We start from the raw sequence: 15,101 nt of genomic DNA, 5'->3' as shown, positions 1-15,101 counted from the left end.
AGGGGAAGGTGGTTTTAGAATCTTCATAAACTCAAAATTAAAAGGAAATATTAAATATATAAACATGAAAAGATTAATCAATTCAACACTTAGCCTAATTTTAATGGCAAGTTTATTTATGTCTTGTCAAAGTACACCAAAGACAAAGACAGAAGCTTGCTCAAAGGATAAAAAAACATGTTGTGCTACCACAGCCGATATGCATTTAGATTGGACACGTAATGCCAATATTTATGAGGTAAACATTCGCCAGTATACACCAGAAGGAACCATTAATGCCTTTGCAAAAAACATGCCTCGTTTAAAGGAAATGGGTGTGGATATTCTTTGGTTAATGCCGGTTTTTCCTATTTCTGAAAAGAACCGAAAAGGAAGTATGGGATCTTATTATGCTGTGGCAGATTACCGTGCAGTGAATCCTGAGTTTGGAACAATGGATGATTTGAAGAACTTGGTGAATACAGCTCACGATATGGGAATGAAAGTGATTCTCGACTGGGTAGCAAATCATACAGGTTGGGATAATGTTCTTATGGCTGATCACAAAGATTGGTACACTCAGAATGAAAAAGGTGAGATTATAATTCCCAAGGGAACAGATTGGACTGATACAGCTGATTTGAACTACGATAATCAAGATATGCGTAAGTATATGATTGGTTCTTTGAAATATTGGATCGAGAATGCAGATGTTGACGGATTCCGTTGTGATGTTGCAGGAATGGTACCAACCGATTTTTGGGAAGAAGCTCGTAAAGAGTTAGATGCTGTGAAACCCGTTTTTATGTTGGCCGAAGATGGTGGTCCCGAACTATTAGAAAAAGCTTTTGATATGGGATATGGATGGGATTTCCACCATATTATGAACGATGTTGCAAAAGGAGAAAAAAATGCCAACGATATGGAATCTTTCTTTACCAAGATTGACACTGTATTTCCTGCTGATTCGTATATCATGAATTTTACTTCAAACCACGATGAAAATTCATGGAATGGTACTGTAGCAGAGCGAATGGGCGAAGGAGCTAAAGCATTTGCAGCCTTAACTTTCACTATGCCAGGTATGCCCTTAATTTATAGTGGACAAGAAGCTGGTTTGAATAAGCGATTGAAATTCTTTGAAAAGGACGAAATTGATTGGTCTAATATGGAAATGGCTTCTTTTTATAAGGATTTAATTAGCCTAAAAAAGAATAATAAAGCATTACAGAATGGCGTAAAAGGTGGAAAGCTTGTTCGTATCAATTCAGATCAAAATGAGAAGGTTTTTGCTTTCTCGCGTGAGGCAGAAGGAAACAAAGTTGTTGTGATTTTGAATTTAAGCAAAGAGCCTGTTAAAGCTACGCTTGATATGGATGCTAATGCAGGTAATTATACTTGCTATAAGGATGGTAAGAAACAAAAGCTTGCTTCTAAGTTTGATGTTGACATGAAACCTTGGGAATATCGCATATTTATAAAATAATATACCTTTCGTTTTACGGAACGTGAGTATCCCTCAAAAAGCCATTCTCTTGGGAGAGTGGCTTTTTTGTATTTGTTTTTTTGTAAAGGTCTTTTTATTCAATAAAATAATATCATCAAGCTGAGTGAGAACAAATTCAATTACGATAGTAGTAGTACCTGTTGTGTCTTTCAGTTGTATGTAATACAGTATTTTGTAGAAAGTCTCTGTCGATTAAATGGGAATGTTTTTTTCTGATGTTATTTTGAATCAGGAATACTTGAAATTTATTAGGATGTTCGGTTGTCTTGTTATATTTTAACAGATACAAAGTTTAGAGCGTATTACATAATTGAGAGTTAATATGGAATTACCTTCGTTAAGACGTTTATTCACGGGAGACATTTTTATGAGCAGTACTGAGGTAATGGACAAATGTGCTACAAAAACAATCACCAATATTGATCATAAAGTACGAGATGCCCAAATAGAACTGCTTTATAAGCAAACCTATACTGGTCTAGTTGGGGCTTTAATTGTGGCACTTGCTGCCTGTGTCATTTTTATGCAGGTTGTTCCTCAGTGGAAACTTGGCTTGTGGGCGGGAATAATAGCTATACAGACTTTAGTAAGAGCGATGATTGTTCTTGCGTTTAAAAGAAGAGATTCTTTAAAATCGGATATTGATCGCTGGGCAAAGCTCCATGTTACAGGTGTTTTTGTTTCAGGCTTAGTTTGGGGTATCCCATTTGCATTTTTATGGCCGGCAGCACACCCTGTATATCAAATGATATGGCCCATAATTATTATACCTATTAGTGCTGCATCTGTCGCGGCTTATTATACATGGGCTCCATCCTATATTTCGTTTTTAATTCTCACGGCATTGCCTATGTCACTACGGCTCTTCTTCGAAGGTGGTAGTCTCTTTTATATCTTGGGCTTTCTTTGTTTGTTTTTTATTGCAATATTGTTGCGGGCAGCTAATGTGATGCATGCTGCCAGTAAGCATGCATTTGAAATAGGCATTCGTAACCAAGCGCTTAATGAGGACTTAAATGTTGGAATATCAAAAAGAGAGCAGCTTAATGCTCGACTTCAGGAGGAAATAGCCGAACGAAAGTTGGCTGAAAATGAAATAAGAAAACTCTCCAAAGTATTTTTGGATGGAACAAATCCGAGTCTTATAGAAGATTTGAATGGCAATATTCTGGAAATGAATGATGAGGCTCTGAATATATATGGGTTTTCTCGAGAAGAATTAGTTGGTAAATCTATTAAGCTATTAGCTCCAGAAAAGAATCATAAAAAAATAGATGAGCTGATTAAACTTTGTATGGATGGTAAATTGGTTCGTGATGTTGAGGGTTTACAAAGGAAAAAGAATGGTGTGGAAATTCCTGTTCTTATGACTCTATCATTGTTGATTGATGAGGACAAAAAGCCTTTTGGAATAGCTTCTATTGCTTCTGATATAACTGGACAAAAAAACATTGAGAAGGAACTCATAAAATCTAAAGCTGCGGCAGAAAGTGCTAATGCAACTAAGGATAAGTTCTTTAAAATTATTTCACATGATCTTAGAAGTCCTTTTAATAGCATAATTGGGTTCTCAAATTTATTGAATACACAATATGATTCATTTGATGATGAGGAAAGAAAAGAGTTTATTGGAAAAATGAATATCTCATCGATTTATGCCTATGATTTACTCGATAACCTTTTAACTTGGGCTAGAACTCAAACTGATGAAATTAAAATAACTAAAGAAAAACTAAATCTGTATAATTTAGTAGAAGCAAGTGTTTCTACTTATTTGTTAAATGCCGATTCTAAAAATATTAGTATAGTTAATCAAGTTCAGGATGAATTGATTATCTCAATTGATGAAAATACAGCTTTAACATTCATTAGAAATATAATGAGTAACGCTATCAAATTTACACCAGAAGGAGGGCGTATTACAATTGATTCACAGCTTACTAAAGATTGTGTTGAGCTTCATATTACTGATACTGGAGTGGGGATGTCTCCTAAAACCATAGATAATCTATTTCAAATAGGTAAGGGAATATCAACCGATGGAACCAACTGTGAGAAAGGGACAGGATTGGGACTTATCCTTTGCAAAGAATTTATCGAAAGAAATGGTGGTTCAATTTCCGTAAAGAGTGAAGTAAATAAGGGGAGCGAGTTTATTATATCATTACCTCTTGGGAGTGATTAGAATTCTCAAAAATAATAATTCGAGGGTATCTAATAAAAGCGAAGTCGCTCATGTAACCTGCTAATCCGTTAGTTCATAGTATAAAAGCCAACTAAAATGAAAGGAATAAATAGAATATTTATCTGCATCAGCCTTCTATTTTTGGGTTGTCAATCTTCTACAAAAACACAAGAAGCATCTTTTAAGCAATTATCAAATCAAATTGATCTTTATGCCAATAATTGCTTAAAAAAAGGCAATATTAATTCGCTGGCAATTGCAATATATAAAGATGGGCAAGTTTATCAGAACTACTATGGAAGTGCTTATAAAGATTCTCGAAAACTACCTAACGACAAAACAGTTTACGAAATAGCGTCTATCACAAAGGTATTTGTTGGTTCCCTTGCTGCTAAGGCAGTTCTCGAAAATAAAATTGCTATAGATGATGATATTAGAAACTATTTAAAAGGTGATTATTCAAATTTAGAATATGAAGGTACTCCAATTACAATTAAAAATTTATTAACCCATACGCTAGGTTTTAAAAATAGAAAACCCCAAAAGTTAGAAGAGATAGAGAATAAAATTGCTAGTGGATATTATGAAAATAGATCCATAGCTTATAATATGAAAGATTTTCTAGAAGAACTAAAAACGATTGAACTTGATAAAAAACCAGGATCCTTTTATCAATACAATTCTATAGGACCAGAATTAGTAGCCTATATTTTAGAACAAGTTTATCGTGATTCATTCAAAAATATATTATCAAGGTTTTTGGATGAATTAGATATGAAAGATACCTATCTAGAGAATAGCCAAGAACAACAGAGCAAAAATCTTATGGATGGCTTTGATGAGACGGGAATTTTAGCACCCAAATCAAAAAGTCCTTTACTCGGTGGTGGTGGCGGTATGCTTTCGACTTTACCAGACTTAGTGAAGTTTATGAAGTTTCAATTAGAAAGTAATAACCCATTAATTAAAGAATCAACCAAGACCTTATTTGAAAATAATGATGACGATAAGTTAGGATACCTTTGGGAAGTAGGCAATGCAGAAGAAGAGGGATTCTATTATTTGAAAAGTGGCACCTCATATGGTATTCAAAGTATTATTTTAATATGTCCTGATACGAACTATGGTCTTATTCTATTAGCTAATAATACCTCGGAAAAAGCATTTTATGATTGGGTAAATCTATACAATCAAATTGAACCTGATCTTATCAAATATCCAAAAATTAACTTGGTGTCTTTACTTAAAGAAGAATTACTTACAAACACAGATAAAGCGATAAAAAGGTATAAAGATTCAATGCAAGAAGGGAATAAATATTATTGTAATTCAAATAATTTAAACAGCATAGGCTATGAATTATTAAATGATAATAAAACGAAAGAATCGATACAGGTATTTAAATTATTTGTAAGTGAGTTCCCTAAAAATGCTAATGCATATGATAGTTTAGGTGAAGCCTATTTTGTAAATAGTGATTATACAAATGCGCTTATTAATTTTAAAAAGTCATTAGAATTGAATCCTAATAATGAAAATGCAAAAAACTACATTTCTAAAATTGAAACACTAATACAGAAAGGCTAAATTATGTTGCACTGTAGATGCTCCTGCTATTCTACATCCTTCTCAGCCAGTATAACTTCAGTGAATGTAGGCAAGGACTCAGTAATGCTGCCGGCACCCTTTTTATTAATTTTGAAAGTAACATCCTTTGTTGTACTAAATAACAAAACAGATGAAAAAGACACTCGGAGATGTGATTTCAAAACTTCAAAAGCTTCTTCAAGTGTAAGTTCGTCTTCCTGATCTTTGGTCTCTTTAGATCTGTATCTTAATTTAAGTAAAACCTTAAAGTCATCTTCAGAATAGACAGGTCTGAGAAATATATTTCTCAAGTTAGGCTTACCAATGGTCTTTGCCATAGTTAATTTTGCAAAGCGACCTTCTTTTGCACTTTCTTCTACTTGTTTCCAGAAAAGAATAAACATATCTTGGTATGGCATAATCTAAAGATTGATGAGAAAATATTTTGTCTGTGCAAAAGTAATACTATAATTCAATTCTCAGAAAAATAAGCCACAAACAAAAGCTAATAAACCTATATTTAATGCGGAATTCAGTAGTTTAACTGAAATTTAGTCTTGTATAGAAGTTTGATAAAACTTAAAGCTGTCGTTTAAAAAGTAGATTTGAATTTTTACGATAAGTGAGCACATTGTCTAGCTTGCTTGAACAATGTCGAGTGAAGTAAAAATAATGAAATAATTTCTTTATTTGTGAATGAATTTTCGGGAACTCATGATCTCAAATAAGCTCGGTTGGGCGGAAAGCCCAATTGTTACAACTATTTAAGACAAGATCGATATTATGAATAAGAAACAAATAAAAGGAATATTCAGAATCTTATTTATTATTGCAAGCATAGGCTCTTTGTACTTTGTACCATGGATTCTGGTGAAAGCTTGGATTTTACCGCTACCCAATACGGTTCAAGAGCAAGTGAATGAAGCAATTGATTATGATTTTGATGGGATGCTAGTGTATGTGGACGAAGCGGGGAAGCCTCCAGCCTTTTATTCAGCAGGTTGGCACGACCGAAAGAATAAAATACCTGCTAACCCCAAAGCCTTATTCAAAATAGCTAGTATTGGCAAGTTATATGTTGCAGTTGCTATCGCTAAATTAGTTAATGATAAACAATTGTCGTTAGATAAAACGCTAGCTGATTACTTTCCTGAACTTGTTGGAAAGATTGAAAATGCAGAAAAAATTACACTTAGAATGATGGTGCAACATCGAAGTGGTATTCCCAACTATATAGACCATCCTGAATATTGGAACATTCGCCCGAAAAGTGATGACGGAAATCTTGAATTAGCTATTGATATGCCGGCAAGCTTTGAACCAGGAGAAGATTATGGCTATTCTAACACGAACTATTTATTGCTTTCTAGGCTTATTGATAAGGTCTTGGGTTATAGCCATGATCAATTTATTAAGGAGAGAATTCTGATGCCACTCGGATTGAAACATACTTTTGCTTCGCTTAGTGAGGTGAATATAGACGATGTAATGGGTGGCTATTACGTTGGTTTCGACGAAGATTTTAAGACCGAGGAAGCGGGAATGATTGCTACAGCAGAGGATGTGGGCATATTCTTAAGAGCATTAAACGATGGTTCAGTGTTTAATGAAGGGGAACAGGAGATTTATTCCTCTATTTATGTCTACAAGCATACCGGATTGGTTGTTGGATATCAAAGTATTGCCGAATATCATAAAGACATTGATACGGTTGTTATTCAATTTAATAATACAACTAACTTTGATGGCTATAATTGGAATTTAGCCGAAATCATTTATAGTCGTATCGTAAAAATTATAAGAAGAAAAAGACGCTCATGATGTTATTATACAGAGTATTAAGAAACTCTTTGCACGAGGTATTCAATCTAAAGAACAAATAAGCCAAGCTTCATGCTTGACTTCTGTTATTTCGTATTGTTTCTTTTGTTAGACCCTAATTGTTTTGTAGTTTCGGGCTCTCAATCTAATAAGAGTTCATTTTCTAGCTTTGGCACAATAATCTAAGGTGATAAATTAGGAAAGTGAAAGTTATATAAAGACGTGAAAAACAAATAAAAGACGATATGACCAATAATGATATATTACGACGTGTTCGTTACCTGTTCGATCTTAATGATACCAAAATGATTGCGGTTTTTAAATTAGTCAATCAGGATGTCAGTAGAGCGGTTTTGTGTGACTGGTTAAAAAGAGAGGATGATCCTTCAATAATAGAAATCACAGATAAAGAACTCTCTAATTTCCTTAATGGAATAATTATTGAAAAACGCGGGAAAAGGGAAGGTCCTTTACCAGAGCCTGAAGATCCATTGACCAATAATATGATTTTGAAGAAGCTGAAAATTGCATTGGATTTAAAATCTGATGACATTCTAGATATGTTAGCCGCAATAGATAAAAAAATAAGTAAACATGAGTTGAGTGCTTTCTTCCGTAATCCAGATCATAAATCTTACCGAGATTTCTTAGATCAATACCTAAGATATTTTCTTAACGCATTGCAAAAGAAATACAAGCCTAACCTAAGCAATTATGACATACGCCAGTAAGGTTGTTGAAAATTACTCACACAACATTACATATTTTTAAAAACACAAAAGCCATTTTCTTCGGAGATTGGCTTTTGTATTTTTTATGGTAACTGTCATTACGAGGAGGAACGACGTGGTAATCTCCAAGCAAAAGAGCTTTTCTAAAAGCAATAACTGGATTTTGTCTAAAAAGCAAGTAATTGTGTTGTTTTTAATGTTTTTATCCTTTAATTTGCAGTTCGATTACGAAAATGAAAGGAAAAGTATCATGTTAGTTAATTTTTCAGTACAAAACTTTCGTTCTATAAAGGACAAAGTAACATTGTCATTCGAAGCAGCCAAGTCAGATGATTTGGAAGATTATTATATTATTAAACCTAAGGAAGGCATACGTTTATTGAAATTAGGTTTGATTTATGGTGCTAATGCTTCTGGAAAAACGAATTTATTAAAAGCTCTCGATTTTTTGAGGGATTTAATAATGGAACCTGTAGATAAAAAAACAGAGCCAATTAGTTTTGCTCCTTTTCTTTTTGATGATAAAACACCTACTCAAAATACTATTATGAAGATCGAGTTTTATCAGAAAGGAATTAAATATTTGTATGAACTTGAATTTAATAACGATTTTATCGTTAAAGAAGAGTTGAGGAATTTTAATCCTAACAAGGCAATTGTATTTACTAGAACAACTAATAAAGAAAATCAGTTATCTAAGATTGAGTTTGGACGTAAAATAGAAATTGATAAAAGTCATAAATCTACACTTGAAGCAAATACCTTGTGGAACAATACGGTTTTAGGCGGCTTTTTAAAAACCAATATAGAATCTACTGAATTACAGAATGTGATTAATTGGTTTCGAAGCAAATTGAAACCAATAGTTCATCCTAAATCGAACTTGTTTGATTATGTTTCTGATAAATTAGATTCAAATGCAATTGATAAGCGAACTGTACTTGAGGTTTTGAAGAAAGCTGACTTTAATATTTCTGATATTGTAGTCGATGTGAATGAGCAAGAGGTAACATCTGAATTTGTAGATCTTGTATCAAAAAAATTAAAGATCTCTGAGTTTGAACTAAAAAAACTAAAATCAGAAAAAAAAATAACAACAAAGGAATTGTTATTTGAACATGTCGTTAATGGTACTGGTAAGTATCATCTTTCATTTGATGATGAATCTGCAGGAACTCAGCGTTATTATGAATTTGGTGGTTTGTTAGATATGTTGATTCATAATGAAATAATATTTCCAATTGATGAATTTGAATCTTCCTTACATCCAGATTTATTAAAACATTTTCTTTTAAGTTTTTTAGTTAATTCTAAAAAATCGCAATTAATAGCTACGACACATCTTCGTGAATTATTGATGGAAAAAGATATTTTCAGAAATGATGCCATTTGGTTTACTGAAAAGAAAGACGATGGTAGTACCGATTTGTTTTCGTTAGATGATTTTGATTCTTCGGTAATTCGTAAAGGTAGCTCGGCGTATAATGCCTACAAGGCTGGTAAATTGGGTGCAACTCCTAATTTGAGTGATTATTATTTAGATCTTGATTATGAATAGAGATAATCGAAGAGGTCAAAGGAAGAGAAGAGGACAGGGAAATAAGACTATTTATGTTCTTGTTGATGGAGAAACTGAAAAACTGTATCTCGATCAGTTGAAGAATATTGAAAGATTAAAATCTATAACAATAAAACCTGATTTAAATAAGAAGAAGACAATTGCTCAGCAGTTTGAAACGATAAAAGAAGAATCGAAACATTACGATCAAGCTATATGGATGGTTGACTTTGACACCATCTTAAAAGAAGAAAGAGAGTTTAAAGGAGGAAGGAAATCACCTTTGATTGTATTTAATGAATGTTATCGAGAATTATCTGAAATTGAAAATGTGAATGTATTAGTAAATGTTCCTTGTTTGGAATATTGGTATTTGCTGCATATTAAAAATTCAGGTCGATTTTATAGTATTTATTCTGAATTGGAGAGAGAGTTGAATGCAATACCAATTTTAGGATACAACAAGAGTAGAAAATATTATATTTCGGGAGGCGGAATATATGCTCGATTGAAACCAAACTTAAATACGGCATATCAAAGAGCAAAAGCTTTAGGGCAATACGATTCTGAAAATCCTCAGCAGGCAAAAGCTGAAATTTATCGCTTGTTTGAAATTCTAGAGATAGAATTGTAACTTATAGAATATACAAAAGGCTGAGCTTATAACTTAGCCTTTATTCTTCCCCTGATCTACCAAAGCAATTCATCCACTCAAAATGAAAATCACAAGACTAAGCCAAACAAATAGCAAAAGCTTTTTACAAGCCTGGCATTTGTACGAACAAGCATTCCCGATGGATGAGCGCAGAGATCTTGATTTGCAGCAGCAAGCAATGCAAAATGTCAATTATCATTTCGATATAGTAAGCATCGATGGTGTTTTTGTGGGTTTTATATTGTGGTGGCAATTTAAGGGCTTACGTTATATCGAACACTTAGCAACACGAATGGAATGTAGGGGCAAAGGTTACGGTAAAAGCATTGTAGAGCAGTTTGCTACCGAGAGTGCCGATCAAATAATCTTGGAGGTAGAACTGCCTAATAATGCTATCAGCAAGCGTCGAATCGGATTTTACCAACGATTGGGTTTTAAACTCAATCAGCACGACTACAAACAGCTGCCCATGCGTAAAAATGGAGCTGAGGTCGAGATGTTACTTATGACCTATCCCAACGCGCTAACAGCACAACAGTTGTCCTTTTTTAAAGCCAGTTATAGGGAAATGTGTTATAGTATTTTGACGAATTCATGAGCTATTTCAGTAATGTATTGGTATTATGAGGCTTGTTTTAAATGATAGATGCCCAGTCTGTTATTTTTAGGTAAGTGAAAATGTTTTCCTTGAGAATATATGAATTCTTGAAATAGAATTATAATTAATAGAATATAAAAATGGCGTTCCAATCAGTTGAAACGCCATTTTATTTTGAGTTTAAATCTTACTATTTTCTCAGTCCTAAACCTGAAGTTTGGAGAATCTTCTATTTCAAATTCTCAGGATAAACAATGCACAGCGATCCGATACCAAAATCTATCTGATACTAATTCTGAATCTCCATGCTGATTTTAGTGTCAAGCAATTTTTCTAAGGGTAAAGAGAATTTAAGCTTACGACCGATATGGGTTGCCTGGTTTACCGAATACCCTTTGTATTTAACTAGGTAAGCCATAAAAAGTGCAGTTGCTCTACCTGCACTGCTACAGTGTATCAATATCTTTTTATCTCCTTCTATTAATTTAGCGAATGCCTCTAAATTCTTTGGCGTATAATCTTTAGAGCCAGCTATTGGTAGGTTATTGTAATCAAAGCCTAACTTTTTAGCCATCTTTTTCTCGTTAAAGGTTTGACTAGCAAAATCCTTATTCTCTTTTTTTGTGCGAAGGTTTATAATTGCGCTGGCACCTTGCGATTTATACCAACCTAAGGCCTCCAAACTAGGTTGTGTACTTATGTAATAGTTTTGATATTTAAAGGCTCCTTTAAAATCTTTGATTATTTCAACAGAATCTGTTTTTACAGTTTTGTTTTTGGCCTGAGAGCTGAATGCTAAAAAAAGAATTAGTAAAAGTGAGAGTATTGATGTTTTCATCTTTTTTGTATGTGTGAAATAGGTTTGTTTTTTGAACGGAGACAAACATCGTTAAATAATTAATAGTAGGCAAGTAAACTTGTTATTTTAGACATCTGATCGCTCTTCGAGCTTAATTGTTTCATCTAGAAAGTAAATTCTAAAAATTTATGAGTTGAATTTAGCAGATATAGAAAAGGCGTTCCAATCAGTTGGAACGCCTTTCCTTTTTTGAGTTTAAATCTTATTTTTTTCTCAGCACTAAATCTGCTGTCTGTAGAATCTTCAATTTTAAATTCTCAGGATAGTCAGGTCTTTCCTCTAAGAACTTGCGAGTGATATCACCCGCCTCTTTCGATTGGTGTCCGCTATAACTTGAACTTAACCAGCCGAATGGAAAAAAGATATCGCGAGTAACTTGTATCTCCTTAAGTAACTCTAAATTCTGTGGCAAATAGGTCAATGCTTCTTTTTCGCGTAGTGGGTGATGTAAATATCGCAATGCATCTAGCACCCAACGCTCGGTTTCTCTGTTTTCAGCCTTAAGTAAACTTGCGAAGAATGCGTTACGAATTTGTGGATCAGGAGAAAGGGCAGGAGCTACAAATTGCATCTTTTTCTTGCTGTCTGGGTTTTTGATTCGTTCTATTTGAGTCTCAACAATCTCATTCGCTTTCTCAGGCATTTTAATAGCTAAATTGCAAGCCAAGGCTGTCGCTTTTGTTTCCGATAGCGTAAAACCACCTATGGCAATCTCATCCTTCCAAACCTGGTACAATTGCTCCAAGCGTTCTTTACTTTCTGTCATACTACTCAAAGTAGTGAACAAGCTAGATTTGTGGCCCATATCTTTTTCTCGATTCAATTGAATCCAAAGCGTTTCTTCAAGATGAGAACCTAATTTTTTTCTGTCCGCAGCACTAATATTCAACCAATAAGCCGATTTCATATACGAAAGCATACGAGCTAAAATTAAGGTGTTCTTTTCCTTAGATATTTGTTGTTCTACAGCCAATACAAAGTCTTTGCCTTCAATCTCGCCTTCACGAAGATTCTCATAAAGGTTAATCCATGCAATGCCTCTTTGTAAATCGTCTTTAACTTGATCGATATGTGTTAGCAAGAATTGTTTTGTCTTCTCATCCATTTTAAAGAATCCATAAGCATTTCCACTTCCATTTGGGATAATGAAATCAGGAACCTTTTTGCCTTTTGCCTCTGGAACGATTATTTGCGCCTGATCAAACTTTACAGGTAAGCTAATTGTTGTGTCAGCGTAACCAAGAATTAAGTTTAAATCTTGATTCCATGCGCCATCAACACCGTTCACATCGGTTTGTGTGAGTTTTAATTCTGTAATCTCATTATTTTCCGATAGGATATCAACCTTAACTTGTGCACGTCCAGCCTTATCAACCCAAACCTTGCTCCACTCTCTTAAATTAACAGGCGTTTTTTCATCAAGAATAGCAATAAGATCTTCCCAACTTGCATTGCCGTAAGCATAGGTTTTTAAATAGGTCTGAAGTCCTTCCTTAAGTGCGTCCTTTCCAATTATTTTCTCCAACATATCCATCACAATAGGCGACTTGTGATAAATGATGCTGCCGTAAACCGTTCCTGCATCTTTCAAGTTTGGAAGAACCTGATTAATAGGATTAGCTCCACTTGTACGATCTATGCTGTATGAACTTGGAAAATGAGCCATCTCAAATTTTAGCTTGTGGTTCATCTCCGGAAAGCTAGGGTTGGTGATTTTATCAGCTAAAAAATTAGCAAACACCTCTTTTAACCAAACTTGATCGAACCATTTCATAGTTACCAAGTCACCAAACCACATGTGCGACGTTTCGTGTGCTATAAGGTTCGCTCTACTGAGTAGGCTACTCTTTGTTGCATCCTTATCTAAAAACATCTTAGAAGCGTTATATAAGGTTGCTCCGGTATGTTCCATGCCTCCGTATTGGAAAGATGGGATTACAATGAAATCATATTTTGCAAAAGGGTAGGGAACGTCGGTATATTCTTCTAGCCAATCTAGCGACTGAAATAGGAGTTTAAATATGGCATCTGTATTGTTTGCTAACTTTTCAGGATCTGTCTCGCGATGATACATGGTGTGTTTGTGTCCATTGCGTTCGCGAGTGACGGTTTCGAATTTTCCAGCAACAAATGAGAATAGGTAGGTTGGTAATTCTTTTGTTGTAAGAAAGCTATAGCGGCTTTTGTTTGCTTCTTCCTTAACAGATTCAATCTTACCATTCCCCATAGCTTTCCACGTTTTTGGAACGATTAATTCCAATTGAAATTTAGCCTTTAGGTTTGGCTGATCGAAACAGGGGAAAGCTGTTCTTGCTCTATCTGGTACAAAAAGGGTATAAAGAAATTCGTCATTTCTGTTTAATGATGTATTTCCGGCTACGAAATCAATCTCGATCGTATTAAGTCCAACTTTTAATTCCGATTTAGGGATAATGAGATGTTCTGATTCAAAAAGGTATGCAGATTCATTTCCGTTACTGATTACGGATTTTATTAAACTAGCCTCTTCACGGAAGTCAATTTGTAGATCTTGATCTGCCGATTTTAGAGTGAAAGTGATTTTGTTTTTAGCTGGAATAGTTTCTTTGCGTTCCTCAGGAATATCAAACTGTAATTGGTATTCAAGATTGGAAATGTTTGCTTTCCTGTAATCAGCTAGTGTTTTGGCTACACCAGGCTCAACAGGTAGTGGCTGTTTTGTGCTAGTACATGCAATTACAAAAAAACATATGAGTACCGATAAGTAGTGTAATTTCTTCACGTCGTTATATTTTGTTTGTTATTCTTACAAATATAAGTGTGTGATTCTTTATAAAGGCTAATCAGAATTAATTTTTACGAAATAAATTTGTGATAGCTGTTTGAGATAAGATAGACTTGTTGTAAAAAAGAAAAAACTCAGATCCCCACCTGAGTTTTTATAACTAACCTAAATCTAATCTATGAAAAAATTACTGAGCTTTTTGGAGTTTGCTCAATACTACTTTATAAAAAAGTAGTTTATTTCTACACTACAAACATAGCTGATTGTTTAGTTAAGCCGAGTGAATACATGTTAAAGAATATTAATAAATCATTTAAATAAGAATTTTGCTGGTTTAGCGATTGGTCTTGCTTGGAGATCTAGTTGGTGTAAAAAAGAAAAAACTCAGGTCCCCACCTGAGTTTTCTAACTAACCTAAATCTAACCTATGAAAAACACTGAACTTTTTGGAGTAGTTCAGCTCTATCTATGAAAAAATAGTTTTTTGTTTCTACACTACAAACATAGCTGATTGTTTCGTTAAGCCGAGTGAATACAAGTTAAAGAAGATTAAGAATTCATTCGAATAAGAATTTTGCTGGTTTTGTGAGTGGTCTTGATTGGCGACAGACTTGCTGTAAAAAAGAAAAAACTCAGGTCCCCACCTGAGTTTTATAACTAACCTAAATCTAACCTATGAAAAAATACTGAGCTTTTTGGAGTTAGCTCAACTCTACTTTATGAAAAAAATGTTTTATTGTTTCTACACTACAAACATAGCTGATTGTTTAGTTAAGCCGAGTGAATACAAGTTAAAGAAGATTAAGAAATCATTTGGATAAAAATTTTTCTAGTTTTCTTCGCGGTCTTGATTGGAT

At 34.0% G+C, this 15,101-nt stretch carries 11 protein-coding genes; 8 read left to right on the top strand and 3 right to left on the bottom strand.

The features are described 5' to 3' along the window. Positions 1-64 precede the first annotated feature (64 nt). The 3 genes from EMN46_RS12090 (at position 65) to EMN46_RS12080 (ending at position 5,258) form a co-directional block, all read left to right on the top strand. Positions 65-1,465 (top strand): alpha-amylase family glycosyl hydrolase, encoded by a 1,401-nt coding sequence (locus EMN46_RS12090; RefSeq protein ID WP_195715255.1) that lies wholly within the window; start codon positions 65-67, stop codon positions 1,463-1,465. Positions 1,466-1,808: 343 nt separating this feature from the next. Next, a complete protein-coding gene (locus EMN46_RS12085; protein ID WP_154201071.1) occupies positions 1,809-3,671 on the top strand; it encodes a PAS domain-containing sensor histidine kinase in 1,863 nt (620 codons plus the stop codon). Between the two features lie 96 nt (positions 3,672-3,767). Then, positions 3,768-5,258, top strand: coding sequence for a serine hydrolase domain-containing protein (locus EMN46_RS12080; protein ID WP_154201070.1), 1,491 nt, complete (start codon positions 3,768-3,770; stop codon positions 5,256-5,258). A 26-nt stretch (positions 5,259-5,284) separates the two neighbouring features. Here the strand turns inward: EMN46_RS12080 and EMN46_RS12075 are convergent, their stop codons facing one another. Beyond that, entirely contained in the window at positions 5,285-5,677 is a 393-nt protein-coding gene (locus tag EMN46_RS12075) for a hypothetical protein (RefSeq protein ID WP_154201069.1), read from the bottom strand. Between the two features lie 364 nt (positions 5,678-6,041). Here EMN46_RS12075 and EMN46_RS12070 point away from each other — a divergent pair, with 364 nt between their 5' ends. The 5 genes from EMN46_RS12070 to EMN46_RS12050 all read left to right on the top strand — a co-directional run bounded on the left by EMN46_RS12070 (position 6,042) and on the right by EMN46_RS12050 (position 10,621). Further along, positions 6,042-7,079 (top strand): serine hydrolase, encoded by a 1,038-nt coding sequence (locus EMN46_RS12070; RefSeq protein ID WP_154201068.1) that lies wholly within the window; start codon positions 6,042-6,044, stop codon positions 7,077-7,079. A gap of 245 nt (positions 7,080-7,324) precedes the next feature. Next, positions 7,325-7,810, top strand: coding sequence for a DUF1456 family protein (locus EMN46_RS12065; protein ID WP_154201067.1), 486 nt, complete (start codon positions 7,325-7,327; stop codon positions 7,808-7,810). Positions 7,811-7,973: 163 nt separating this feature from the next. Next, the gene (locus EMN46_RS12060) at positions 7,974-9,368 is read left to right on the top strand and encodes an ATP/GTP-binding protein (protein WP_229130351.1); all 1,395 of its coding nucleotides are present in this window, start codon (positions 7,974-7,976) and stop codon (positions 9,366-9,368) included. After that, positions 9,361-10,002, top strand: a complete 642-nt coding sequence (locus EMN46_RS12055) for an RloB family protein (protein WP_154201066.1) — start codon at positions 9,361-9,363, stop codon at positions 10,000-10,002. Before EMN46_RS12060 ends, EMN46_RS12055 begins: the two co-directional genes overlap by 8 nt. Before the next feature lie 82 nt (positions 10,003-10,084). Next, complete coding sequence (locus tag EMN46_RS12050) at positions 10,085-10,621, top strand: GNAT family N-acetyltransferase (protein WP_154201065.1); 537 nt, start codon at positions 10,085-10,087, stop codon at positions 10,619-10,621. A gap of 289 nt (positions 10,622-10,910) precedes the next feature. On the opposite strand, the gene EMN46_RS12045 is transcribed toward EMN46_RS12050, so the two are convergent. Further along, positions 10,911-11,459 carry a sulfur transferase domain-containing protein gene (locus EMN46_RS12045; protein WP_154201064.1) on the bottom strand — a complete coding sequence of 183 codons (549 nt, stop codon included), beginning with the start codon at positions 11,457-11,459 and terminating at the stop codon, positions 10,911-10,913. A 223-nt stretch (positions 11,460-11,682) separates the two neighbouring features. After that, a complete protein-coding gene (locus tag EMN46_RS20240) occupies positions 11,683-14,241 on the bottom strand; it encodes a M1 family aminopeptidase (protein ID WP_154201063.1) in 2,559 nt (852 codons plus the stop codon). Positions 14,242-15,101: the final 860 nt, after the last annotated feature.

Source organism: Ancylomarina sp. 16SWW S1-10-2 (assembly GCF_009669305.1).
Lineage (GTDB): Bacteria > Bacteroidota > Bacteroidia > Bacteroidales > Marinifilaceae > Ancylomarina.
Note: the sequence above shows the minus strand (reverse complement) of the source record. Positions and strands in the feature narration are given on the sequence as shown.

What these genes read in the sequence shown, in the direction of transcription:
- EMN46_RS12090 (WP_195715255.1), top strand. Translation starts at nt 65, where the DNA reads ATGAAAAGATTAATCAATTCAACACTTAGCCTAATTTTAATGGCAAGT.
- EMN46_RS12085 (WP_154201071.1), top strand. Translation starts at nt 1,809, where the DNA reads ATGGAATTACCTTCGTTAAGACGTTTATTCACGGGAGACATTTTTATG.
- EMN46_RS12080 (WP_154201070.1), top strand. Translation starts at nt 3,768, where the DNA reads ATGAAAGGAATAAATAGAATATTTATCTGCATCAGCCTTCTATTTTTG.
- EMN46_RS12075 (WP_154201069.1), bottom strand. Translation starts at nt 5,677, where the DNA reads ATGCCATACCAAGATATGTTTATTCTTTTCTGGAAACAAGTAGAAGAA.
- EMN46_RS12070 (WP_154201068.1), top strand. Translation starts at nt 6,042, where the DNA reads ATGAATAAGAAACAAATAAAAGGAATATTCAGAATCTTATTTATTATT.
- EMN46_RS12065 (WP_154201067.1), top strand. Translation starts at nt 7,325, where the DNA reads ATGACCAATAATGATATATTACGACGTGTTCGTTACCTGTTCGATCTT.
- EMN46_RS12055 (WP_154201066.1), top strand. Translation starts at nt 9,361, where the DNA reads ATGAATAGAGATAATCGAAGAGGTCAAAGGAAGAGAAGAGGACAGGGA.
- EMN46_RS12050 (WP_154201065.1), top strand. Translation starts at nt 10,085, where the DNA reads ATGAAAATCACAAGACTAAGCCAAACAAATAGCAAAAGCTTTTTACAA.
- EMN46_RS12045 (WP_154201064.1), bottom strand. Translation starts at nt 11,459, where the DNA reads ATGAAAACATCAATACTCTCACTTTTACTAATTCTTTTTTTAGCATTC.